The organism is Dokdonella koreensis DS-123, assembly GCF_001632775.1.
In the GTDB taxonomy this organism is placed as follows: Bacteria; Pseudomonadota; Gammaproteobacteria; order Xanthomonadales; family Rhodanobacteraceae; genus Dokdonella; species Dokdonella koreensis.
Genome location: NZ_CP015249.1, coordinates 2,524,817 through 2,548,232, shown reverse-complemented (window position 1 = coordinate 2,548,232; position 23,416 = coordinate 2,524,817). Strand labels below are relative to the sequence as shown.

Genomic DNA, 23,416 nt, shown 5'->3' with positions numbered 1-23,416 from the left:
ACGCGGTACCGCGCTCGGAGTGCACGGCCCCGCGCGCCGCTTCGCATCGGCCTATCGCTTCGGGGCCGGCCGGGAGATCTCTCGCCCGGCGCCGGCGCGTCGCAAACGCGTGCGCGGCGGCGTTCGGCACAGGGTTCAGTACGGCGGTTGCAAGCTCGCCCGATCCCGTCGCGCGGAGACCGGTCCATGACGTCGCATGTCTCGTTCTGGCGAGCCAACGGCCTTTCCCTGGTACTGGGGGCGTTCTTCGTGGTGTTCCTGCTGGGGCAGTTCGCCAGCGGCTTCCTGGCCTGGAACGCACAGCTGCAGCAGGCCGGCCAGGCGCCGGTCGGGCTGGCGGCCTACGCACACAGCGGCCATTTCATCGCGGCGACGTTCGAGAACTGGGAGAGCGAGTTCCTGCAGATGGGCGCCTACGTGCTGTTGACGGTCTGGCTGCGCCAGCGCGGATCGGCCGAGTCGCGTCCGCTGGACGAGGCCGAGGACGCGCGGAGGGTGGACGCCGGCCCGCGCCCGTGGCCGGTACGGCGCGGCGGACTGTGGCGGCGGCTCTATGCCACCTCGCTGTCGCTGGCGCTGTTCGTATTGTTCGCCGCCTCGTTCGCGGGCCACCTCTACGGCAGCTGGCGCCACGCCGTGGACGAGCGTGCATTGCAGGGACAGCCGCCGATCACGCTGCCGGCGCACCTGGGCAGCGCCGAGTTCTGGTTCGAGTCGTTCCAGAACTGGCAGAGCGAGTTCCTGGCGGTACTGGCGCTGGTGCTGCTGTCGATCGTGCTGCGCCAGGACACGTCGCCCGAATCCAAGCCGCTGGAAGCGCCGCACGCCCAGACCGGGGACTGAGGCGGCCGGCCGATCGGGCGCCCGCCGGCCACGGCCCGGCCTGGGGCAGTACCACGCGCACGGCCATGCCTTCGGCGCCTGGCGCAGAGGCGATGGGGCGGTGCCGTTGCGCGAAATCCCGCGGCCGGGCGGCCGTCGCCCGTACAAGCGCCGCCATCACGGGCTTCCGGACTGCAATCACGGGGTTTCATTCTGAAAATGAAATCGCCCGCACGGACGCGGGCGATTCGGCCATCCCCTTGATACAAAAGAACAAAACGGGATTGGCACGGTTGCTGCTCTAGATGCAGGCGAGCCGCGGCGAAGACAGACACATTGCGCCGCAGCAAAACATATTGCACTGCACAATGGGGGAAGTCAATCGTGACTGCGCGCATCAAGATCATCATCCCGATTCCGATGGGGCCCGAGGGTGTCGCCGGCCGCGCCGCCCAGTTGCCGGCGAGCCTGGTGCTGCCGGGTTTCGAGCCGCAGTTCGTGGCGGTCGCCAAGGGCGCCGCGCTGGGCGACAGCGCCTACGACACGCTGCTGATGGATTTCTCGGTGGCGCAGGCCGGGCTCGACGCCGAGCAGGCAGGCTACGCCGCGGTCTGCATCGACACGGTCAGCGATTCGGGCCTGGCGGCGCTGCGCTCCCGGCTGTCGATCCCGGTGGTGGCGCCGGGGCAGGCCGCGTTCCACATGGCCTGCATGCTCGGCAAGAAGTTCAGCGTGCTGACCATGTGGGACGAGTGGTTCCCGCTGTACGAGAAGACGCTGACCGAATACGCCCTGTGGCCGCGGGTCGCCTCGCTGCGCTCGATCAAGACGCGGCCGGACCTGGAAGAGCTGCTGGCCGGCAAGGAAGAGGTCGTGTTCAAGAAGCTCGAACACGAGGCGATGCGGGCGATCGAGGAGGACGGTGCCGACGTCATCGTGCTCGGTTCCACCACGATGCACCAGTCGCACGCCTACCTCGCCGAGCGCCTGCCGGTGCCGGTCATCAACCCGGGCCAGGTCGCCTACAAGCTGTGCGAGATGCTGCTGACCCTGGGCCTGACGCACAGCAAGAAGGCCTATCCCCCGCCGCAAGTCCCCAACGACGCCGTGTACCACGGCTTCGCGCGCTGACGATCCGGCGCATTTCCCCATCCCCAGAGGAGAACACCCGATGTCCAAGCTGAGCCGCCAGCAACTGATCGACCTGGCCGTCAACGACTACTTCGGCAACGTCGACAAGAAGAACATGGACGCGGTGCTGGCCACCTGCCATGCCGACTGCGCCGTCACGATCCAGACCGACCACCTGACCCACAGCGGCATCGACGGCATCCGCCGGATGTTCGAGAACCTGTTCGCCGGCTTCGAGGAGATCTGGCACGGCGACTTCGAGGTCACCGCCGATCCCGAGAACCAGACCGTCTCGGCCCGCTTCAACGTGCGCCTGAAGGACGCGCAGGGCCGCGAGACGCGCCTGAGCAACTGCAACTTCTGGTACGTCGAGGACGGCAAGTTCCGTCGCTACTACGTGTTCATGAGCGGCGAGAACGTCCTGCGCTGACATGCCACGCCACGACTACCAACAGGGAAGAGAACCCACATGAGCGAGGCGCTAGCGGGCATCCGCGTACTGGACCTGACCCACATGCTGTCGGGTCCCTACGCGGGCATGATCCTGGCCGACCTGGGGGCGCAGACCATCAAGGTCGAGCCCCTCCACGGCGAAGGGACGCGCAATCTCCTGGTCTCCGATCCGAAGTATTCCCGCGACGGCATGGGCGCGTACTTCATCACGCTCAACCGCAGCAAGAAGAGCGTCTGCATCGACCTGAAACGGCCCGAGGGCGTGGCGGTGTTCCACGACCTGGTCCGCGTCTCGGACGTGGTCATCGACAATTTCAGTGCCGGCGTGATGAAGAAGCTCGGCCTGGACCACGCGCAGCTGAGCGGCATCAACGAGCGAATCATCACCTGCTCGGTCTCCGGCTTCGGCCAGGACGGCCCCAACTACCTGCGCCCGGCGTTCGACCAGGTGGTGCAGGGCATCGGCGGCGGCATGTCGATCACCGGCGAGGACGCCGGCCGGCCGATGCGCTCGGGCATCCCGATCGGCGACCTCGGCGGCGGCATGTTCGCGGTGATGGGCGTGCTCGCCGCGCTGCAGGCCCGCCATCGCCACGGCCGCGGCCAGCACGTGGACATCAGCATGCTCGACTGCCAGGTCAGCATGCTCAACTACATGGCCACGATGCACCTGATGAGCGGCGAGGACCCCGAGCCGCTCGGCAACGGCCATTTCGTGCACGTGCCGTACAACACCTACCGCACGTCGGACGGCTTCATCATCGTCGCGGTCATCTTCGACAGCTTCTGGACCAGCCTGGTCGAGCTGCTGGACGTGGCCGAGTTCCGCGATCCGCGCTACGCCGGCCAGCCAGGGCGGCTGGCCGACAAGGCGCTGATCGACGCGAAGCTCAACGAGGTCTTCTCGACGCAGACCACTGCGCACTGGGTGGAGCAGCTCACCCGCGTCCGCGTGCCGTGCGCGCCGGTCAACCGGTTCAGCGAGGCGCTGTCGGACCCGCAGATCCGCCACCGCGACATGGTCGTGACGATTCCGTCGGCCACCGGCGGCGTCGAGGCACCGGGCAATCCGATCAAGCTGTCGGTCGACGGCGGCGATCGCTTCGGTCCGCCGCCGCAGCTCGGCGAGCACACCGCCGAGGTACTGGGCGGACTACTCGGCTACGGCGCCGACCAGCTCGAGCGCCTGCGCGCGGACGGGGTGGTGGCATGACCGCACCGGAGCGTGTCCTCGTCAACGAGGTCGGTCCGCGCGACGGCCTGCAGAGCCTGGCACGCGTGATTCCGGTCGAGCAGCGCCTGGCACTGATCGAGGGGCTGGTTGCTGCCGGCATTGCCAGCATCGAGGCCGGCAGCTTCGTCTCGCCCAAGGCGGTGCCGCAGATGGCCGGCAGCGACCGGCTGTTCGCGCTGCTGCCGCACAAGGACGCGATCCGCTACTCGGCCCTCGTACCCAACCTGCGCGGCTACGAACTGGCGCGCGCCGCGGGCGCCGGCGTCGTCTCCGTCGTGCTGTCGGCGACCGAGACGATGAACCGGCGCAACATCAACAGCGGCCTGGACGAGACCACGGCCGTCTGCGCGGACCTGATGCAGCGTGCGGCGGCCGACGGCGTGGAAGGCCAGGCCTATGTCGCCGTCGCGTTCGAATGCCCGTTCGAGGGGCCCACGCCGCCGGCGACGGTCGAGCGGCTGGTCGAGCGGATGATCGGGGCCGGCGCCCGCAAGGTGATCGTCGCCGACACGATCGGCGCCGCCGATCCGGCACGGGTACGCGACCTGATGACGCGACTGGCCGGCCGCCACGGCGCCGGCGTGTTCGCCTGCCATTTCCACGACACGCGCGGCATGGCGCTGGCCAACGTGCTGGCCGCCCTGGAGTGCGGCGTGCGCGAGTTCGACAGCGCGATCGGCGGCCTCGGCGGCTGCCCGTTCTCGCCCGGTGCCAGCGGCAACGTGGCCACCGAGGACGTGGTGCTGATGCTGCAGTCGATGGGCTTCCGGACCGGCATCGACCTGGCCGCGCTGACCGATGCGGTCCGGCAGGCCGGCGCGATCGTGGACGCCGCACTCGGCGGCCACGCGTTCCGCTGGCTCGATCGCACCCATCGCCGCCACGCGGAGGTTCGTCATGATTGAACGGGCAGCCGGCTGGCTGGCACGCATCGCACCCTGGTCGATCATCGGCGGTCTGGCCTACGCCGCGGCGTTCGTCCAGGTCCAGACCGAATCCAAGCCGATGGCGCAGCCCCTGGTCGAGAGTCGCGACCTGTTCTTCGGCGGTACGGCGCTCGGAGAGCGCGCATGGATCGTCGGCCAGCACGGCGCGGTCCTGTCCGGCGATCGCGCCGCGGGCACCTGGCAGCGCCGGCAGCTCGAACCGGCGGTCAACCTGCAGGCGATCGCCGCTGCGCCCGGCGGCCGCGTGGTCGCGGTCGGCAACGGCGGGCGCCTGTGGACCGGTGACGGCGACGGCACCTGGTCGCCGCAGACGCTCCCGGTCTCGGCGGTCGGCGGCAAGCTGCTCGATGCCGCCTTCGTCGGCGGGCACTTCTGGGTCGTCGGCGAGATGGGCGCCTTGTTCCGCGGCGACGCCGACGGCGCGCAGTGGACGCGGATGCGCGAAGAGGACGACGTCGCGTTCAACGCCGTCCGCGAAGGCCCCGGCGCGTCGATCTGGGTGGCCGCCGAGTTCGGCCGCCTGCTGAGCAGCCACGACGGTGGCGAGACCTGGCAGGTCGCCGAGCTGGGCGAGGAGAGCCTGCGCGCACTGGCGTTCCACGGCCAGGACGGCGTGGCCGTCGGCAACCGCGGGCTGGCCTTCGCGACCACCGACGGCGGACTGCACTGGCAGCGCCTGGCGGCGTTCACCACCGAGCACCTCTACGACGTGGCGGTGCGCGAGCGCCGCTGGCTGGCGATCGGCGATCGCGGCGCCGCGTTCACCTCATCGTCCGGCCTTCGCGACTGGCAGCCGCTGGCCGCCGCGGGCCTCGGACGCAGCTACTACAGCCATCTGTTCGAACTGGCGAACGGCGACACCGTGCTGGTCGGACGCTCGATCGGCCTGTTGACGCCGGACGGCCGCTACCGGCCGTGGCCGGAGGAATCCGCTCGATGAATCGCATCTTCGACATCGCCGCCACCGTTTCATCGTGGGCGATCCGCAACCGGGTGGCGGTGTGCATCGCCATCGCCCTCGTCACGGTGTTCTTCGCCGCCTGCCTGACGCGGCTGGACATCCGCACGCGCTTCGGCGACATGGTGCCGCACGACCATCCCTACGTGCAGGTGCACAGCGCCTACCAGGACACGTTCGCCGCCAGCAACCGGGTGACGATCCTGGTCCGCTCGAAGGACGGCGACATCTTCAAGACGCCGATCCTCGCCGAGATCCGCCGGATCACGCTGGAGCTGCAGAAGGTGGACGGCGTCAACCCGATGCAGATCACCTCGCTGGCCTCCAAGAAGCTCAAGCGCGTGGACGCTTCCAGCGAGGGTATCGAGACGCAGCCGATGATGTGGCCGGACCTGCCGACTTCCGACCAGGGGATCGACGAGCTGCGCCAGGCGGTGCTGAACAACCCGATGGTCTACGGGCTCTACGTCGACACCGACCTCGGCTCGGCCCTGATCCAGGTGGACTTCTACGACCACCTGGTGGACTACGCGACGATCTTCCCGCAGATCCAGGGGATCCTGGCGGCGTCGACCGCGACGGCCCAGGTCAGCCTGCACCTGGTGGGCGAGCCGATCCTGTACGGCTGGGTCGCCCATCACCTGGGCGAGACCGTGGTGATCTCGCTGGTGTCGCTGGCGGCGATGCTGGTGCTGCTGTTCGTCATCAGCCGCACCTGGCGCGGCACCCTGCTGCCGCTGATCGCCGGCCTGGTCTCGGCGACCTGGGCGCTCGGCATCGGCAGCCTGCTCGGCTACAACTTCGACCCGCTGGTCATCGTCGTCGCCTTCATCATCACGGCGCGCGCGTTCTCGCACTCGGTGCAGCTGATCACGCGCTTCGACGACCTGGCCGTGGGCGAGGCGATCGAGCCGCGGCGCGCGGCCGAGCAGAGCATGCGCGAGCTGTTCCGGCCCGGCATGCTCGGGCTGTACGCCGACGCCGGCGCGATCCTCTGCGTGATCCTCACGCCGATCCCGCTGCTGCACAAGGTCGCCATCATCGGTGCGATCTGGGTCATGACGATCGCGGTGTCGGCGGTGATCCTGACGCCGGTGCTGCTGTCGTGGGTCCGGGAGCCGGGCCGCTTCGTGCATCCGCTGCGCCTGGACGGGCTGCTCGGCCTGTTCACGCGCTCGGCCACCGCCCTGGCGACCTCCCGCGCGCGCTACCTGGTCGCACCGGTGACGGTGCTGCTGCTGGCCGGCTTCGTGTTCGAGGCCACCCGCATCACGATCGGCGACGCCAGCGACGGCTCGCCGATCCTCTGGCAGGACTCGCAGTTCAACCGGGACAGCGCCCTGGTCAACCGGCTCTACCCGGGGTCCGAGCAGATGTTCGTGGCGGTCGAAGGGCACGCCCCGGATGCGCTGAAGTCGCCGCAGGTGCTCGACTGGATGCAGCGCTTCTCGCGCTACATGGAGCGCCAGCCGGAAATCGGCGGCAGCGTCTCGCTGGCCGACATCGTCGTGGAGATCCGCCGCAACCTCTACGAGGGCAACCCGCGCTACCGCGAGCTCGGCGGCGACGCCACCGAGAACGGCGAGCTGGTGAGCTTCTACATGCAGGGCGCCGATCCGGACGACCTGGCGCAGTTCGCCGATGTCGGCTTCCGCAACGGCGCGGTGACGCTGTTCTTCCGCGACCACAAGGGCGACACGCTGCGCCATGCGATCCACAACGCCGGCGACTTCATCGCGGCCAATCCGCTGGAGGAGGCGCAGGTGCGGCTGGCCGGCGGCGTGCTCGGCATCACCGCGGCCGTCAACGAGATCCTGCTGCGCGACCAGATCGAGGCGATCGCGCTGGCGTTCCTGGTCGTGGTGCTGTGCTGCCTGGTGGTGTACCGGTCCTCGGTCAGCGGCGTGTTCTTCATCATCCCGGTGCTGATCTCCAACGTCGTCACGTTCGCCTTCATGGCCTGGCAGGGCATCGGCATGAGCATCAGCACGCTGCCGGTCGTCGCGCTCGGCATCGGCCTGGGCGTGGACTACGCGTTCTACATCGTCGATGCGATCAAGGAACACCTGGAGAAGCACCCGGACGCCGATCCGATGGACGCCGTCAGGCAGTCGCTCGGTTCGGCCGGCCGGGGCGTGATCCTGACCGCCATCACGCTGGCGGCCGGGGTGCTGTTCTGGTCGCTGTCCTCGCTCCGGTTCCAGGCCGAGATGGGCATCCTCATCGGCCTGTGGCTGATGGTGTCGGCCTTCACCTCGCTCTACGTCATGCCCTCTCTCGCGCTGGTGTTCAAGCCGGAGTTCATCTTCGGTCGCGCTCGCGCGACCACGTCCAGTCACGACGTCTTCGTCGTCAATGCAACAAGGGGAGGATCACCTACATGAAAGCAACGTGCTTCAACGCGTTCCCGCCCAGGCGCCAGCTGACGCGGGCCTGCCTGGCGGCGCTGACCGGCCTGACCGCCGCCGGGGCCGCCCACGGCGCCGACGGCTTCTTCGAGGGCTGGGAGGCCAGTGGCTACCTGCGCGGCCACATCTCGATGAACCTGGACGATGTCTACCTGGCCGATCCGACCCGGGACGGCGCGCCCAAGGGCGACTACCAGTACGACCTGTCCATGGTCCGCGCCACCGGCAAGCTCAACCTGTTCAAGGATTTCGGCACCTCGCAGCTGGGCATCTCGGTGCGTGCCTCGCACGAGTACGAGACGCGCTACCTCAAGGACCTGCAGGAGGTGGCCGACCAGTACGCCGCCACCGACCTCTTCAGCAACCGCCAGCGCTCCAGCGTGAACCTGATGGACGACGTCTACAACGACGTGGACCTGCGCGAGTTCTGGTGGCAGACCGAGGTCCGCCCGGGCACGACGCTCAAGCTCGGCAAGCAGCAGGTGGTCTGGGGCGAGACCGACTTCTTCCAGTCGATGGACGTCATCCACGGCTACGACTTCCGCTGGCGTTCGTTCCTGGAGGCCGAGAACGAGGAGTTGCGCAAGCCGCTGTGGATGGCCAACCTGGTCCAGCGCTTCGATTCGGTCGACGGCAGCCTGCAGCTGATCTACATCCCGGGCCGGATGAACCCGGCCGACCAGCGCGGCAACAGCTACGACGTGGAAGGCGGCCGCTGGGCCAACACGCCCAACCGCGGCATCACCTTCGCCTCCGCGCCGTTCGGGGCCGACGTGCCGTACAACTACGACCACAGCAAGGCCGACATGGACGACGGCGCCTACGGCCTGCGCTGGAAGTCGATGGCCGGCCAGTGGGAATACTCGCTCGGCTGGTTCCACGGCCCGGCGCAGGTGCCGGTCATCAACCCCAATCCCGACAACCCGCTGGGCGTCGGCGACTCGGCCAGCGGCCGCCGCTTCCTCGGCGCGTGGCGTGGCGAATACAACTCGCCGCGCGATTCCACCGTCGGCGAGCTGATCTTCCCGGTCATCGACGTCTTCGGCATCACCGCCAACCGCTACCTGGACAGTCTCGACGCGGTGTTCTCGGTCGAGGCCTCCTACATCCCCGACGCCACCTACAACGTCGGCGTCGATGCCGGGGAGGCGGGCGGCTGCGCGTTCTTCCCGGGCTTCTGCGGCATCGTCGAGCGCGACACCGTCAAGCTGATGCTGCGCCTGGACAAGCAGGTGGACCTCAGCCGCTTCCTCGGTACCAGCCGCCCCTCGTTCCTGTCGCTGCAGCTGTTCGACACCTGGATCCCCGACTACAAGCGCAGCGACGAGATCGTGAACCTGGCCGGCTTCAGCGGGCGCACGAAGCAGCACTCCACGCTGCTGACGGCGATCCTCGGCATGAACTACCACAACGACCGCATCAATCCGACGCTCGCCGTCGGCACCGACCTCAGCTACGGCGGCGGCTTCGTGATCCCCAGCGTGGAGTTCGTCTACGGCGACCACTGGCGCATCAAGGCCGAGGCCGACCTGTTCTTCAACCGCCGCCACCAGGACCGTGCCCTGACCGGCTTCAACGACACCAACCTGTTCGGCTACTTCGCTGGCAACAACCAGCTGGCCGTGCGGGTGACGTACCAGTTCTGACGGAGCGACCACCGATGAAACATCTACTGACCGCCGTTGCCCTCTCCACCGCCCTGGGCCTGCTGCCCGCCGCACGGGCCGCGGAGCTGGCGCCGGGTACCGTCATCGACGCCTCGAACCTGTCCCAGCACCTCAAGGACAGCTTCGAGAACCATGCCGTCGCCGACCTCCTGACCGAACGGATGCAGCAGCTGATCCGCGAGGAGGGGCTGGCGCTGACGCTGAAGGCTTCGGAGAAGATCGCGCTCGGCGAGGACTACCTCAAGGCGACGCGCGACAATGCCGGCAAGGCGCGCTACAACCGCGACACGCGCCAGGTCGAGGGCTGGATCGGCGGCATGCCGTTCCCCGAGGTCGCCGCGGACGATCCGGATGCGGCCGCCAAGCTGATCTGGAACCATCACTACGCCCAGCCGACCAAGAACCTGCAGGACTATCCGAAGTTCGCCTACCTGTTCATCAGCGGCAAGACCGGCCTGGAGCGCAAGCAGGAATGGGCGTTCCAGCGCTACTTCATGAAGGGGCGCCTGGGCGTGGAGCCGGCCGTGGAGGGCGACGGCAGCATCCTCAGCAAGACGCTGCTGTACGCCACCTATCCCAACGACATCCGCGGCCTGGGCCTGTTCACCGTCCGCTTCGACTCGCCCAAGCTCGAGGACTCCTGGGCCTACGTCAAGTCGGTCCGGCGCACGCGACGCCTGTCCGGCGGCACCTGGATGGACCCGATCGGCGGTACCGACCAGCTCAACGACGACATCGAGATCTTCAACGCACATCCGAGCTGGTACTCGGACTTCAAGCTGGTCGGCAAGCGCTGGGTGCTGGCGGTGGCCAACTCGACCACTACCTCGTGGGACCCGAAGGCGTCCGGCCCGGCCGAGTTCCCGATCATCGACCTCGGCAAGGCACCGTACTGGAACCCGAAGGACGGCTGGGAGCCGCGCGAGGTGTGGGTGATCGAGGCGACCACGCCGCCGGAGCATCCCTACAGCAAGAAGGTGCTGTATATGGACACGCAGTTCCCGCGCTTCTACCAGGCCGAGGCCTACGACCGGAAGGGTGACTTCTGGAAGTGGATGAACTACCACCTCAAGACGATCCGCACCGAGGACGGCGATCGCGGGATCATCTCCTCGGCCGGCTTCACGATCGACTACCAGCGCCGGCACGGCACGGTCTTCATCCTGGCCGACAGCGCGCGGCTCAACACCCCGGGCATCAAGCACGAGGACGTGAACCTGGGTCAGCTCGAAAAAGCCGCACGCTGACGGCGCGCGAGGCGATGGCAGCGGGCGGGACCGGTGGTCCCGCCTGATTTCACGGTAACGGAGGGTGTATGAGTTTTCGTTTGGGCGTGGATGTCGGCGGCACATTCACCGACCTGTTGTTGATCGACGAGAAGAGCGGCGAGACCTACACCGCCAAGGTACCTTCCACGCCGCGCGACCCGTCGATCGCGGTGCTCGACGGCATCGAGAAGGTGTGCCGCACCTCCGGCGTGGATCCGGCGCAGATCCATTCGGTGCTGCACGGCACCACGGTGGCGACGAACGCGATCCTGACCCGGCGCGGCGCGCGCGTGGGCCTGGTGACGACGGCCGGCTACAAGCAGGTCCTGCACATCGCGCGCTCGTTCGTGCCCGGCGGCCTCGGCGGCTGGGTGACGTTCAACAAGGGCGAGCTGCTGGCGCCGCTGGAGCTGACCGTCGAGGCCGACGAGCGCATCGACGCGCAGGGCGGCATCGTGCGGCCGCTCGACGTCGCCGCCGTGCGCGAGCGCCTGGCGTTCCTGCGCGACGCCGGCATCGAGGCGCTGACGGTCAGCCTCATCAACGCTTACGTCAACGGCGATCACGAGCGCCGCATCGGCGAGATCGCCGCCGAGGTGATGCCGGGCATCCCGGTGTCGCTGTCCTCGGAAGTGGTGCCGGAAATGCAGGAGTACGAGCGGACCGAGACGACGGTCGTCAACAGCTATGTCCGGCCGGAAGTGGCCACCTACATCCAGCACCTGCAGGACGAGCTGCAGCGGCGGCTGAACCCCGCGGTCCGGCTGGCGATCCTGCGCTCGGACGGCGGCCTGGCCACGAGCCGGTCGGCGGCGATGGCGCCGGTCAACATGCTGCTGTCCGGCCCTGCCGGCGGCGTCGCCGGCGCGATCTGGTTCTGTTCGCGCGCGGGTTTCCCGCGGGTGCTGACCTGCGACGTCGGCGGCACCTCCACCGACGTCGCCCTGATCGACGGCAACCACGCGCGCATCCGCCGCGAGACCCGCGTCGGCGACATCGCCGTACGCGCGCCCTCGGTGGACGTGCGCACGGTCGGCGCCGGCGGCGGCTCGATCGCCTTCGTGCCGGAACTGACGCGCGCGCTGCGCGTCGGCCCCGAGAGCGCCGGCGCGGTGCCGGGCCCGGCGGCCTACGACCGCGGCGGCGACCGCGCGACCGTCACCGACGCCAACGTCGTGCTCGGCTACCTGCCGGTGCAGCAGAGGCTCGGCGGCGATTTCCAGGTCCGCCGCGACCTCGCCGAAGCGGCCGTGCGCGCGGTCGCCGACGCCATGGGCGTCTCGCTGATGGAGGCTGCCGAGGGCATCGTGCGCATCGCCAACGAGCGCATGTACGGCGCGCTGCGCCTGATCAGTGTCGAGCAGGGCTACGATCCGCGCGATTTCGCGCTGTGCGCGTTCGGCGGCGCCGGCCCGCTGCACGGCAATGCGCTGGGCCTGCTGATGAACGCCTGGCCGGTGATCGTGCCGCCCGGTCCGGGCGTGCTGTGCGCCTACGGCGACGCCACCACGCGGATCAAGGACGAGGCTTCGCGCTCGCTGGTCCGGCGCGTGGTCGACATGGACGGCGAGGACGTCGCGCAGATGCTCGAACAGCTGGCGCAGGCGGTCAGCGAGTCGCTGGTGGCGCAGAACATTCCCGCGCGCGACCAGCAGGTCGAATGGCAGGCCGACGTCCGCTACCAGGGCCAGGCGCTGCTGCTGACGCTGGACGTGAACCCGGCATCGATCCGCGCCGACGGCTTGTCGGCGCTGACCGCGGCGTTCGACGCCGAGCACGAGCGCCAGTTCACGTTCGCGCTGAACGAGGCGCACGAGCTGGTCAACCTGCGCGCGATCGCCCGTGCCCCGAGTCCGGCGATCAATGATCGCGCGGCCGCGGCCGGCGCCGCGCACGACGGCGATTCCGTCGTCGGCCGGCAGGCGATCCACTACGGCGGCGCCGACCACGAGGCCGACGTCCACGACCGCGCACGGCTGCGCACCGGACAGGTCGTACCTGGCCCGGCGATCGTCATGGAGATGGATTCCACGACCCTGATCCTGCCGGGCCACGCCGCGACCGTGGACCTGGTCGGAAACCTGCTGATCCGTCCCGTCGACGGCAAGGAGTGAACACCATGGCTGCACGCATCATCCAGCCCAACGCGCTGCCGCTGAAGCGGGTCGCGGTCGACGGCATCACCGTGGACATCATCGAGAACGCGCTGGCCAACGCGCGGACCGAGATGGACGCGGTGCTGTTCCGCACCGCGATGAGCCCCGGCATCCGCGAGCAGGGCGACGCCTTCCCGATCATCGCCGACTGCAACGGCAAGATGCTGGTCGGCCAGTTCGGCTCGTTCATCGCCGGCCTGCTGCAGGCCTACGACGGCACCGTCGAGGACGGCGACGTATTCCTCACCAACGACCCGTACCTGTGCAACGGTGCGGTCAGCCATCTGCCCGACTGGCTGGTGCTGCTGCCGATCTTCAAGGACGGCCGCCTCATCAACTATGCGGCGATGTTCGGGCACATGTCCGACGTCGGCGGCAAGGTGCCGGGCAGCCTGCCGACCGACGCGCGCACGATCTGGGAGGAGGGCGTACGGATTCCGCCGGTCAAGCTGTACCGGCGCGGCGAGCTCAACAGCGACATGCTCGACGTGATCCTGCACAACGTGCGCATGCCGCGCTGGAACCGTTCGGACCTCAACGCGATCGTCGCCGGCTGCCGCAGCGCCGGCCGCCGCTGCGTGGAGCTGTCCGAGCGCTTCGGCGACGACGTCTTCTTCAGCGCCCAGCAGATGATGCTCGACCGCACCTACCGGGCGATGAAGGAAGTGATCCAGCGCGTGGTGCCCGAGACCCGGCAGGTCTTCGAGGACTACATCTGCGACGACGGCGCCGGCCGCGGCCCGTACACGCTGCGCTGCGCGCTCTGGCGCGAGGGCGAGAAGGCGATCTTCGACTTCGCCGGCACCGATCCGCAGGCGCCCTCGTCGGTCAACTTCTACCTCAACGAGGAGATGTTCAAGATCTTCTTCGGCGCGCTGACGATCAGCCTGTTCGATCCGGCGATCCTGCTCAACGACGGCTTCTACGACCTGGTCGAGGTGCGCATCCCGGAAGGGTCGATCCTGAAGCCGAAGTTCCCGGCGCCGCTGTCGTGCCGCACGCACCTGCTCGGCCGCATCTTCGACATCATGGGCGGGCTGCTGGGGCAGGGCGCGCCGCAGGCGATGAACGCCGCCGGCTTCTCCGACTCGCCGCACTTCATGTACTCCGGCTACGACGCGGCCGGCGAGTGGTTCCAACTGTTCCAGATCGGCTTCGGCGGCATCCCGGGCCGGCCCGCCGGCGACGGCCCGGACGGCCATTCGCTGTGGCCGGGCTTCACCAACGTGCCCAACGAGTTCGTCGAGGCCTACTTCCCGTTGCGTATCGAGACCTACGAGACGCTGTGCGATTCCGGCGGCGCCGGCCTGCACCGCGGCGGCAACGGCCTGCGCGTGGCCTACCGGCTGCTGGCCGATGGCGAGATCTCGATCCACGACGATCGCTGGCTGACCCATCCCTGGGGCGTCAACGGCGGCGAGCCCGGCCAGCGCAGCCGCAAGGAGCTGGTCCGCGGCGACGGCAGCCGGCAGGTCCTGCCGTCCAAGTGCGACAGCATCCGGGTGGTCGCCGGCGACCTGCTGCTGTTCGACACCTGGGGGGCCGGCGGCTGGGGCGATCCGTTGCAGCGCGATCCGGCCAAGGTGCTCGCCGACGTCGCCAAGGGGCTGGTCAGTGCCGAAGGTGCGCGCCGCTACGGCGTCGTCGTCCGCGACGGCCAGGCCGACCCCGCGGCCACCGAGGCTCTGCGCGCGTCGATGGCGAAGGCGCGCGGTCCGGTCGCGCTGTTCGACCGGGGCGGCTCGCTGGACGAACTCAAGGCACGCTGTTTCGAGGACACCGGCCTGCCCGCGCCGGCGACGCCGGAGTGGGCATGAGCGGCGCGGCGGACCGGCTCGGCTCGCAGCCGCTGCCGGCGGCGCGCCGGTATGCGCTGGTGCTGGTCGACCTGTCGGTCGCCTTCACCGACCCGGCACGCAGCCGGCTGGGCGCCGCCTGCGATGCCGTCGTCGCCGCCAACCGGCGCCTGCTCGACGCCTTCCGTAGCGCCGGCGCGCCGGTGCTGTTCACCACCGTCGCCTACGACCGGCCGGACCAGGCGCGCGTGTTCCGCGAGAAGCTGCCGGTGTTGAACGACCTGGTGCTCGGCTCGCCGCTGGTGGCGATCGACCCGCGCCTGCAGCCGGCGCCGGGCGAGGCCGTGATCGTCAAGCACGGTGCCAGCGGCTTCTTCGGCACCGACCTGGCTGCCCGCCTGCGCGCCGCGGACGTCGACGGCGTGATGGTCACCGGCCTGACCACCAGCGGCTGCGTCCGCGCGACCGCCGTCGATGCGCTGCAGTACGACCTGCGCGTGGTGATCCCCGCGCAGGCGGTGGGCGACCGCGACGAAGCCGCGCACCGCGCGAACCTGCACGACCTGCAGGTCAAGTATGCCGACGTCCTGGACCTCGATGCGTGCCTGGCGCTGTTGCCTCGTTAGCCTGGCCGTGCTGGCCACCGGCTGCGCGGCGCCCGGCCCGCACCGCGGCGAGCCGGCGCCGGCCGCGCTACCGGCCGCGGCAGCCGCTGGCGATCCCTGCCGGACCTACGTCGATGCCTGGGTGCGGCATTTCCGCAGCCACGTGGCCTTCCTGGACGGCACGGCACTGCGTGCGGCCGGTGACGAGCTGGACGCGGCGCGCGCCGCGCTGCAGGCGGCCGGCCGCGACGAAGCCGACTGCGAGCGTCCCTACTGCGTGGTCCAGCCGCGCGGCGAGGGCCGGCTCGACAGCTACTGCGGCTATCGGCGCGCCACGCCCGGCGGCGAGGCGCTGTACCGCTGGGAACCCTACCGGTAGTGCACGTCATGGACGTTGAAGCGAGGCGTGTCGTGCCGCGGTGGCGTGGTCGCCGGGAGCGTCCCGGCGCGGCGATCGGCGGCATCGCGACCCTCGATCGTCCGCCCGTCGCGCGGGCCGCGCCGTACCGGGGCGCCGCGCCATGCGTCCTTGCACGCCTTTCAACGTCTACAACCCGCGCCAGGACACCGTGACCGCCCGAACCCTCTACGACAAGCTCTGGGACAGCCACCGGGTCGCCGACCTGGCGGACGGGTCCAGCCTGCTGTACATCGACCTGCATCTGCTGCACGAGGTCACCTCGCCGCAGGCCTTCGCCCACCTGCGCCGCGCCGGTCGTGCGCTGTGGCGATCCGATGCCACGATCGCGACACCCGACCACAACGTGCCCACGCTGCATCGCGAGCTGGGGCTGGACGGCTTCGACGATCCGCTGGCGCGGCTGCAGGTCGACACGCTCGAGCGCAACTGCCGCGCGTTCGACGTGCCGCTGTTCCCGCTCGGCGACCTGCGCCAGGGCATCGTCCACGTCGTCGGCCCGGAGCAGGGCCTGACGCTGCCGGGCATGACCGTGGTCTGCGGCGACTCGCATACCGCCACCCACGGCGCCCTGGCCGCGCTCGCGCACGGCATCGGCAGCAGCGAGGTCGAGCACGTGCTGGCGACGCAGACCCTGCGCAGCCGCAAGCTGCGCGCGATGCGCATCGAGATCGACGGCGAACTGCCGGCCGGCGTCTCGGCCAAGGACCTGGCGCTGCACGTGATCGGCCGCATCGGCGCGGCCGGCGGCAGCGGCCACGCGATCGAGTTCTGCGGCCGCGCCGTGCGCGGCCTGTCGATGGAGGCGCGCATGACCCTGTGCAACATGAGCATCGAGGCCGGCGCCCGCGTCGGCCTGATCGCCTACGACGAGGTCACCGAGAACTACGTCAACGGACGCACCTATGCGCCATCGGGCAGCCTCTGGCAGGCCGCGATCCACCAGTGGCGGCAGCTGCATTCGGACGAAGGCGCCGTGTTCGACCGGACCGTGCACCTCCAGGCCGCCGAGGTCGCCCCCGGCGTCACCTGGGGCACCTCGCCGGACATGACGGTCGCGATCGACGGTCGCGTGCCGACGCTGGAGGAGGCCAGGACGCCGCTGCAGCGGCAGGACTGGCAGCGCGCGCTGGACTACATGGGCCTGCAGCCCGGCCAGGCGATCGCCGGCACGCCGGTGGACAAGGTGTTCCTGGGCTCGTGCACCAACTCGCGCATCGAGGACTTGCGGGCCGCGGCCGAGATCCTGCGCGGCCGCCGCGTGCATCCGCGCATCCGCCTGGCGATGGCGGTGCCCGGGTCCGGCCTGGTGGCGCTGCAGGCCGAGCGCGAGGGCCTGGACCAGGTGTTCCTGGAGGCCGGCTTCGAGTGGCGCGCGCCCGGCTGCTCGATGTGCCTGGGCATGAATGCCGATCGCCTGGCGCCCGGCGAACGCTGCGCCTCCACGTCCAACCGCAACTTCGAGGGGCGCCAGGGCCGCGGCGGGCGCACCCACCTGATGTCGCCGGCGATGGCCGCCGCCGCCGCCGTCGCCGGCGCCCTGGTCGACGTCCGGAGCCTGTGACATGCAGCCATTGCGTACGCACCAGGGCATCGTCGTCCCGATCGACCGGGCCAACGTCGATACCGACATGCTCCTGCCCAAGGAGTACCTCAAGAGTCTGGAAGCCGAAGGCTTCGGCGATTTCCTGTTCGACGACGAGCGCTACCTGGACCCGGGCCGGATCGATCTCCCGGCCGCGTCACGTCGCCGCAACGCCGCCTTCATCCTCAACCACCCGCCCTACGACCGCGCGTCGGTCCTGCTGGCACAGGCCAACTTCGGCTGCGGCTCCAGCCGCGAGCACGCGGTCTGGGCACTGCGCGACTTCGGCATCCGCGTGCTGCTGGCGCCGAGCTACGGCGACATCTTCCGCGACAACTGCTTCAACAACGGCCTGTTGCCGGTCGTGCTGCCGCAGGCGGAGATCGACCGGCTGTTCGCGACCGTGCAGGCCGATGCCGGCATCGAGGCCCGCGTGGACGTCGAGGCCGGGACGCTCCAGATCGGCGGCCGCACGCTCGGCTTCGAGCTGGACGAGGGGCACCGCCACGACCTGCTGCACGGCCTGGACGAGATCGCCCGCACCTGGACCTGCCGCCAGGCGATCACCGATTACGAACAGCACTGGCGGCAGCAGGCCCCCTGGTTGTTCGATCGCCGGCGTTGACCGGCTGCGGCTGGGGTAAGGTGGGGCCGGCCGCCCCCGCGAGCCCCCGGACGCTGGGTCCGGCCCTGAGCGAAGGAGCACCTCCGTGGATTTCGCAAACGCGATCAACAGCAAGGCGCGGATCTGCCTGATCGGCAATTCCAAGCTCAGCCAGATCGTGCACAGCCTGATCGGCGAGTTCGAGTCGGTGGCGCAGATCACCATCATCGACAACATCTTCAACGACGCCGTACGCGCCGCCCGCGACCTGATCGACCGCCAGCAGGTGGACATCTTCGTCAGCGCCGGTGCCAATGCGTTCTACCTGCACGACACGCTGCCGGTGCCGGTACTGGGCCTGCGGGTCAGCTCGGCCGACCTGATCCAGGCGACGATGACCGCGCACCGCATCTCCTCGCGCATCCTGCTGCTGACCTACGAGCGCCAGAAGACCAACCTCGACGTCCTCAAGGTGTTCCACGACATCGAGATCCAGCACTGCACCTACGCCACCGCCGAGGAGATCAAGGAGATCTTCCACCGCCGCCGCGACGAGGGCTACGGCGTCGTCGTCGGCTCCAGCTACGCCTGCGACCTGGCCGAGCAGTGGGGCATGGAGTCGGTGCTGATCTACTCGCGCGAGTCGTGCCGGAACCTGCTGCGCAAGGCGGTGCGGCTGAGCGGCGAGCACAAGCGGCGGCGCCAGTTGATGGCGATGTCGCAGTTCCTGCTCGACCAGAACCCGCATCCGGCCGTGCTGGCCAACCTCGACGGAACCGCCATCGCCTGGAACGCGGCGACCGTGCAGCAGCTGCCGCAGCTGGCGCGCCGGCAGCGGCTGGATGCGGTGCTGGACCGCAAGCTGCTGCAGGAGCCGCGCTTCCATTCCGAGCGGGTCTTCCTCGGCGAGCGCCTCGGCGCGCTGAGCAAGCAGCCGTTCGACGTCGACGGCCAGACCGTCGGCTATCTCTACGCCTTCACGCCCAGCCCGGTGGCCAAGCCGCAGGACGACCGGCGCCGGCTGGTATTCCGGTCCGAGCGCATGGCCGAGGTCGAGAACCTGCTCGCCGTCTACGGCGCGACCGCCGGCACCGTGCTGCTGCACGGCGAGACCGGCACCGGCAAGGAGCTGGCCGCGCGCTACATCCACGCCGCCGGCGCCAATGCCGGCGGGCCGTTCGTCGCGCTGAACTGCTCGGCGGTGCCGGCGGAGCTGTTCGAGTCGGAGCTGTTCGGCTACGCCGACGGCGCCTTCACCAGCGCGCGCAGCGGCGGGCGCTCGGGCCTGCTGGAAAGCGCCAACCGCGGCTCGTTCTTCATGGACGAGATCAACTCGCTGCCGCTCGCCCAGCAGGCCAAGCTGCTGCGCGTCCTGCAGGAGCGCGAGGTCACGCCGGTCGGGTCGCGCCAGCCGATCGCACTGGACCTGCGCTTCATCACCGCCTGCAACGTGGACCTGATCGAGGAGGTGCGGGCCGGGCGCTTCCGCGAGGACCTGTACTACCGCATCAGCACCTTCGCGATCCGCATGCCGCCGCTGCGCGAGCGCCCGGAGGACATCGCCGAGCTGACCAGCTACATGGTCCATCGCGAGGTGGCGCGGTATGTGGCCGACGTCGATGCGCAGGCGCTGGTCGCCGGCATCGTGCCGGTGTTCCGGCGCTACCACTGGCCCGGCAACGTCCGCCAGCTCGAGAACATCGTCGAGCGCCTGGTGGTGTCCCATCGGCTGTACCGCAGCTGCGAGGCGATCCTGGCCGCCTTGCCGCGGATCGCGCCGGAGCTGTACGCGCTCGACGCCGACGCCGCGGTCGGCGACGGCCACCTGCAGCAGGTCGAGCAGGAAGCGATCACGCGGGCGCTGGACCTGTTCGGCGGCAACCGCACGCGCGCGGCCGAGTACCTGGGCATCAGCCAGACGACCTTGTGGCGCCGGCTGAAGCTGCGCGGCAAGCACTGACCGGAATCCGTCGCCGCCCCGGTCCGGCGTGCTCGACGCGAGGCCGCACGCTGCGTCGGATCCCGGCGCCCGGGGCGCCGGGATCCGCATCGCACCGATGCCGTGCGATCGCACGGCGCCCGCACGCATCAAGCCCGGCAGGGCTGGCCGGAGGGAGGCCGAGTCCGCCGTGCGTGGTACGTCCGGCCGATCAGCTGCCCTTCTTGATCAGCTTCTCGATCTTCTGCGCACGCTGCTCCGATCCGGGATGCGACGAGGTCAGCCCGCCCTTGCCGGGCAGCTTGCGGAACATCGTCACCATCGCCTGCGGGTCGTACTTGTGCTTGACCATGAAGCGATAGCCGTACTCGTCGGCCGCGCTTTCTTCCTTCTGCGAGAACTGCGAATTGACCACCGTCTCGGCGAGACCGCCGAGATTGGACTGGGCGACCGACGCGGCCTTGTTGTCGCCGCTGGCCGCGACGCCTTCGCGCGCACCGGCAGCGAGCAGGGCGGTCTTCATCTTCGACTTGGTGTGACCGAGCTTGACGTGGCCGATCTCGTGGCCGATCACGCCGCGCACTTCGTCATCGGTGGCCTTGTCGAGCAGGCCGGAATAGACGCGCACGCAGCCATTGGCCATCGCCCAGGCGTTGATATCGGGATTCTGGTAGACCTTGAAGTTCAATCGCAGGCCATCCTCGCCTTCCAGGCCCTTGACGATCTTGGCCAGCCGGGCGCCGTACGCCGAGCCCGGCGGGGCGATCTTGTTCTGCTTGTCCATGTAGGCGCACGCCTCGTTGGCCGATGCGATCACGTCCTTGTCGGACAAGGTGGCCGCCTTGCCGAGCTTGGCACCGGCGCCGAGCGCGCCTTCGAGATCGATGGCTTCGGCGCGCTGCGCCGCCGCGAACGTGCCTAGGGCGAGTGCACTCGCGAGCGAGTGCGATAGGGTCTTGTTCATTGAAGATCCTGCTGCAGGGGATGTGGAGACGGCTCCGCCGTGTTTTCTGCGGAGCGTTTCAACGGTAGCCGGTCCAACCGTACGGAAATGTGTCTTTCTGTTTCTCGGCGGCAGCCGCAGGCCTTCGCTGGACACACACGCGTTTCGCCGTGTTCGCGCGGCATCGCCTGTCGCCGCACGCCGTGCGTGCTCGTCTGCCGACACGTCTTGCCGCTATCGGTAGGACCGGCCATCGGCGACCTGGTCGTCGGCACCCTCGTGCTTCGGCCGGCACGGCGCCTTCGCCGCGCGGCGTGGAGCCGATGTGCGCCGTGCTACCCTCCCGGCGATTCGTGCGCGGGGACTCGACCGTGGATTGGAATCGAAACGACCTGCTCCGTTTCGCCGTCGTAGTGGCCGCGGCCGTGGCGATCTGGCGCCTGGCCCAGGCCGCCGGTCTGCATGGGGGCGCCGACCCCTCGCAGGCGCACCTCCTGTTCGCGGGGCTGGTATGCCCGGCCTCGCTCGCGCTGATCGCGCTCGCGTTGCGCTGGCACGGCCGTGGGCCGCGCTGGCTGGGATTGCACGGGCAGGGTGCCGGCCGCGCCGTGGCCACCGGCCTGCTGGCGTACCTGTTGCCGGCGGCTCTCACGCTGGCGCTGTGCCTGGCGACGGGCCTGCTGTCGATGACGCCGCAGGTGCCGATGGCGGAGCTGCTGCCGGGGATCGCGCTGGTCGTCGTGCTGGTGTTCGCCGGCGAAGCCCTGCCGGAAGAGCTGCTGTTTCGCGGCTATGCCTGGGCCTGCCTGTCCCGTGTGCTGTCGACCTGGCAGGTCATCCTGGCGCAGGCCGTGCTGTTCGTGCTGGCCGCCGCGGCGATGGGCGCGGTCGACGACGCGCTCGACGCCTCGTTCCTGTTCACCTTCGGCGTCGTGCTGGGCGTGCTGCGCGCCGCGACCGGAAGCCTGTGGGCGCCGATGGCTTTCCATCTGGCCTTCATGGTCGCGCAGCAGGCGACCGGACGCGGGCGGCTGTTCTTCGCCGTGGACAAGCCCGAGCTGCTGACCGTAGTGATGGCGATGGTGCCGTTCAGTATCGCGATCATCTGGCTGCATCGCCGTGTCGCCTGGACCGCGCCGGCGCGCGTGGCAGCCGGCGAGCGGGCCTGAGCCGCTGCATCTAGGGGGCGGTGAGGAACGCCAGGATCTCGCGCATCAGCCGCTCCCCCTGGTCGGTTTCGAAAAGAGCCTGGGCGTGAGCGGAGCCTTCCAGCACCACCAGTGCTTTCGGTCCGGGGGCCCTGTCGTATTGATCGCGAATCGCGGGTAGTCGCGGAATCTTGGCGTCTCCGCTGAAATCGTCCCGGCTCACGATGAACAGCTTCCGGCCCTTCATCCGCTCGGGCTTCTCGATGGCCGCGTGCGCCAGCAGCACGAGGCGGTCTATCTCGCCCGGCTCGGCTTCAACCGAGGCTTCGGCGGCGGCGCCACCGCCGAAGCTCGCTCCGACCACCGAGACCGTGCTTGCGCCGGTCGCGCGCAGGTACCGGATCGCGGCCAGTACGTCGAAGCGCGTGTCCTCGTCGTCGGGATCGGTCCGCTTGCCGCCGCGCGACTGGCCGTGTCCACGGAAATCGATGGCCAGGACGCGAAAGCCGGCCTGCGCCAGTATCTGCGCCTGCTTCTGCCAGCTTTCCTTGTCGAAACGGCCGCCGTGGGCGAGCACTACGCCCCGATCACCGTGTCCGTATCGATCCGCAACGACCCGCCCGCCGTCCTGCGTCGGAAACGTGACACGCTCGGGCCATCCGGGAGCGTCACGAACAGGCCCGTCGCGACCGATGGCACACGCGCAGGCTGCAAGGGCCAGCGCGATCGTGAGGAAGACGGCTTTCATTCGACGACCACCCCCGACGCAGCGACTCGGACGTACCTGGCGCATCTTAGCCGTTGTCCGTTTCGGCACGCCCATCCCGGCGTATCCGGCGCTGGCGCCGGCACGGGGGCGGCGTCCTGCCGGGTTTCGCTCCGCCAGCAGACTTTCCGCGCAGTCGACGATGGTCTGCACGGCCGGTCGTGGCGGGGAGTCGAGCATCCGTTGCGCCTGGTCCGACCGGTAGACGTGCCTGCGCCCCAGCATCGGTGCCAGTTGCTTCATTTCGGGGAGTACATTCACCGCCGGCCTCACCCGCCGGCTGGACAGCGTGCGGGCCGGAACCTTCGCGGTGCGATCGCCCAGGCGCGTGCGCAGCGTTTGGGCCACCTCGCGCATCCCCATGAACTCGCCCGCGGCGATGAAGCGCTCCCCGGCAGTCCGGGGTGAGGTCATGGCGTTCACCCAGGTTGGCATGGGCAGGAAACGGATCGGTAACGGCGAGTGCGGGACGCCTGGCCAGGCCCCGAAGTGTGATCTGATCCGTAGCCGGGCGACCTGCCGCGGCTCGGCCTGTTCATCGGGGCGGCAGCCAGCACGCCTGGGCCTT

19 protein-coding genes are annotated in these 23,416 nt (G+C 69.6%); 17 read left to right on the top strand and 2 right to left on the bottom strand.

Annotated features, from left to right (window positions below; translation table 11 throughout):
- Positions 1 to 186 precede the first annotated feature (186 nt).
- The 16 genes from I596_RS10340 (at position 187) to I596_RS10265 (ending at position 20,012) form a co-directional block, all read left to right on the top strand.
- Complete coding sequence (locus I596_RS10340; protein ID WP_067647366.1) at positions 187 to 843, top strand: DUF6766 family protein; 657 nt, start codon at positions 187 to 189, stop codon at positions 841 to 843.
- A 363-nt stretch (positions 844 to 1,206) separates the two neighbouring features.
- Positions 1,207 to 1,953, top strand: a complete 747-nt coding sequence (locus I596_RS10335) for an aspartate/glutamate racemase family protein (RefSeq protein ID WP_223303812.1) — start codon at positions 1,207 to 1,209, stop codon at positions 1,951 to 1,953.
- Between the two features lie 40 nt (positions 1,954 to 1,993).
- Positions 1,994 to 2,383 (top strand): nuclear transport factor 2 family protein, encoded by a 390-nt coding sequence (locus I596_RS10330; protein ID WP_067647363.1) that lies wholly within the window; start codon positions 1,994 to 1,996, stop codon positions 2,381 to 2,383.
- 39 nt (positions 2,384 to 2,422) lie between these two features.
- Complete coding sequence (locus I596_RS10325; protein WP_067647360.1) at positions 2,423 to 3,619, top strand: CaiB/BaiF CoA transferase family protein; 1,197 nt, start codon at positions 2,423 to 2,425, stop codon at positions 3,617 to 3,619.
- Positions 3,616 to 4,545: a hydroxymethylglutaryl-CoA lyase gene (locus I596_RS10320; RefSeq protein ID WP_067647357.1), complete on the top strand. Its 930-nt coding sequence runs from the start codon at positions 3,616 to 3,618 to the stop codon at positions 4,543 to 4,545. The genes I596_RS10325 and I596_RS10320 overlap by 4 nt, the downstream gene beginning before the upstream one ends.
- Entirely contained in the window at positions 4,538 to 5,527 is a 990-nt protein-coding gene (locus I596_RS10315; RefSeq protein WP_067647354.1) for a WD40/YVTN/BNR-like repeat-containing protein, read from the top strand. Before I596_RS10320 ends, I596_RS10315 begins: the two co-directional genes overlap by 8 nt.
- Entirely contained in the window at positions 5,524 to 7,929 is a 2,406-nt protein-coding gene (locus I596_RS10310; RefSeq protein WP_190278895.1) for an efflux RND transporter permease subunit, read from the top strand. The genes I596_RS10315 and I596_RS10310 overlap by 4 nt, the downstream gene beginning before the upstream one ends.
- Complete coding sequence (locus I596_RS10305; RefSeq protein ID WP_083965504.1) at positions 7,926 to 9,599, top strand: DUF1302 family protein; 1,674 nt, start codon at positions 7,926 to 7,928, stop codon at positions 9,597 to 9,599. Before I596_RS10310 ends, I596_RS10305 begins: the two co-directional genes overlap by 4 nt.
- Before the next feature lie 14 nt (positions 9,600 to 9,613).
- Positions 9,614 to 10,867 carry a DUF1329 domain-containing protein gene (locus I596_RS10300; protein WP_067647347.1) on the top strand — a complete coding sequence of 418 codons (1,254 nt, stop codon included), beginning with the start codon at positions 9,614 to 9,616 and terminating at the stop codon, positions 10,865 to 10,867.
- A 68-nt stretch (positions 10,868 to 10,935) separates the two neighbouring features.
- Positions 10,936 to 13,002, top strand: coding sequence for a hydantoinase/oxoprolinase family protein (locus tag I596_RS10295; RefSeq protein ID WP_067647344.1), 2,067 nt, complete (start codon positions 10,936 to 10,938; stop codon positions 13,000 to 13,002).
- Positions 13,003 to 13,007: 5 nt separating this feature from the next.
- Positions 13,008 to 14,861 carry a hydantoinase B/oxoprolinase family protein gene (locus I596_RS10290; protein WP_067651741.1) on the top strand — a complete coding sequence of 618 codons (1,854 nt, stop codon included), beginning with the start codon at positions 13,008 to 13,010 and terminating at the stop codon, positions 14,859 to 14,861.
- Positions 14,858 to 15,466: an isochorismatase family protein gene (locus I596_RS10285; protein ID WP_067651744.1), complete on the top strand. Its 609-nt coding sequence runs from the start codon at positions 14,858 to 14,860 to the stop codon at positions 15,464 to 15,466. The genes I596_RS10290 and I596_RS10285 overlap by 4 nt, the downstream gene beginning before the upstream one ends.
- On the top strand, positions 15,417 to 15,824 hold the full coding sequence (locus tag I596_RS10280) for an isopropylmalate isomerase (protein WP_150132103.1): 408 nt from the start codon (positions 15,417 to 15,419) through the stop codon (positions 15,822 to 15,824). The genes I596_RS10285 and I596_RS10280 overlap by 50 nt, the downstream gene beginning before the upstream one ends.
- A 190-nt stretch (positions 15,825 to 16,014) precedes the next feature.
- Positions 16,015 to 17,427 (top strand): 3-isopropylmalate dehydratase large subunit, encoded by a 1,413-nt coding sequence (leuC, locus tag I596_RS10275; protein WP_223303811.1) that lies wholly within the window; start codon positions 16,015 to 16,017, stop codon positions 17,425 to 17,427.
- A gap of 1 nt (position 17,428) precedes the next feature.
- Entirely contained in the window at positions 17,429 to 18,073 is a 645-nt protein-coding gene (gene leuD, locus I596_RS10270; protein WP_067647335.1) for a 3-isopropylmalate dehydratase small subunit, read from the top strand.
- 85 nt (positions 18,074 to 18,158) lie between these two features.
- The gene (locus I596_RS10265) at positions 18,159 to 20,012 is read left to right on the top strand and encodes a sigma 54-interacting transcriptional regulator (protein WP_067647333.1); all 1,854 of its coding nucleotides are present in this window, start codon (positions 18,159 to 18,161) and stop codon (positions 20,010 to 20,012) included.
- Positions 20,013 to 20,202: 190 nt separating this feature from the next.
- Here the strand turns inward: I596_RS10265 and I596_RS10260 are convergent, their stop codons facing one another.
- A complete protein-coding gene (locus I596_RS10260) occupies positions 20,203 to 20,955 on the bottom strand; it encodes a M48 family metallopeptidase (RefSeq protein ID WP_083965503.1) in 753 nt (250 codons plus the stop codon).
- A 350-nt stretch (positions 20,956 to 21,305) separates the two neighbouring features.
- On the opposite strand from I596_RS10260, the gene I596_RS10255 reads away from it, so the two are divergent.
- Positions 21,306 to 22,103 carry a CPBP family intramembrane glutamic endopeptidase gene (locus I596_RS10255; RefSeq protein WP_067647330.1) on the top strand — a complete coding sequence of 266 codons (798 nt, stop codon included), beginning with the start codon at positions 21,306 to 21,308 and terminating at the stop codon, positions 22,101 to 22,103.
- A 10-nt stretch (positions 22,104 to 22,113) separates the two neighbouring features.
- Here the strand turns inward: I596_RS10255 and I596_RS18085 are convergent, their stop codons facing one another.
- Complete coding sequence (locus I596_RS18085) at positions 22,114 to 23,262, bottom strand: alpha/beta hydrolase (protein ID WP_190278893.1); 1,149 nt, start codon at positions 23,260 to 23,262, stop codon at positions 22,114 to 22,116.
- Positions 23,263 to 23,416: the final 154 nt, after the last annotated feature.

What these genes read in the sequence shown, in the direction of transcription:
- I596_RS10300 (WP_067647347.1), top strand. Translation starts at nt 9,614, where the DNA reads ATGAAACATCTACTGACCGCCGTTGCCCTCTCCACCGCCCTGGGCCTG.
- leuD (WP_067647335.1), top strand. Translation starts at nt 17,429, where the DNA reads ATGCAGCCATTGCGTACGCACCAGGGCATCGTCGTCCCGATCGACCGG.
- I596_RS10330 (WP_067647363.1), top strand. Translation starts at nt 1,994, where the DNA reads ATGTCCAAGCTGAGCCGCCAGCAACTGATCGACCTGGCCGTCAACGAC.
- I596_RS10320 (WP_067647357.1), top strand. Translation starts at nt 3,616, where the DNA reads ATGACCGCACCGGAGCGTGTCCTCGTCAACGAGGTCGGTCCGCGCGAC.
- I596_RS10295 (WP_067647344.1), top strand. Translation starts at nt 10,936, where the DNA reads ATGAGTTTTCGTTTGGGCGTGGATGTCGGCGGCACATTCACCGACCTG.
- I596_RS10260 (WP_083965503.1), bottom strand. Translation starts at nt 20,955, where the DNA reads ATGAACAAGACCCTATCGCACTCGCTCGCGAGTGCACTCGCCCTAGGC.
- I596_RS10280 (WP_150132103.1), top strand. Translation starts at nt 15,417, where the DNA reads ATGCCGACGTCCTGGACCTCGATGCGTGCCTGGCGCTGTTGCCTCGTT.
- I596_RS10285 (WP_067651744.1), top strand. Translation starts at nt 14,858, where the DNA reads ATGAGCGGCGCGGCGGACCGGCTCGGCTCGCAGCCGCTGCCGGCGGCG.
- I596_RS10310 (WP_190278895.1), top strand. Translation starts at nt 5,524, where the DNA reads ATGAATCGCATCTTCGACATCGCCGCCACCGTTTCATCGTGGGCGATC.
- I596_RS10315 (WP_067647354.1), top strand. Translation starts at nt 4,538, where the DNA reads ATGATTGAACGGGCAGCCGGCTGGCTGGCACGCATCGCACCCTGGTCG.
- I596_RS18085 (WP_190278893.1), bottom strand. Translation starts at nt 23,262, where the DNA reads ATGACCTCACCCCGGACTGCCGGGGAGCGCTTCATCGCCGCGGGCGAG.
- I596_RS10305 (WP_083965504.1), top strand. Translation starts at nt 7,926, where the DNA reads ATGAAAGCAACGTGCTTCAACGCGTTCCCGCCCAGGCGCCAGCTGACG.
- I596_RS10325 (WP_067647360.1), top strand. Translation starts at nt 2,423, where the DNA reads ATGAGCGAGGCGCTAGCGGGCATCCGCGTACTGGACCTGACCCACATG.
- I596_RS10340 (WP_067647366.1), top strand. Translation starts at nt 187, where the DNA reads ATGACGTCGCATGTCTCGTTCTGGCGAGCCAACGGCCTTTCCCTGGTA.
- I596_RS10290 (WP_067651741.1), top strand. Translation starts at nt 13,008, where the DNA reads ATGGCTGCACGCATCATCCAGCCCAACGCGCTGCCGCTGAAGCGGGTC.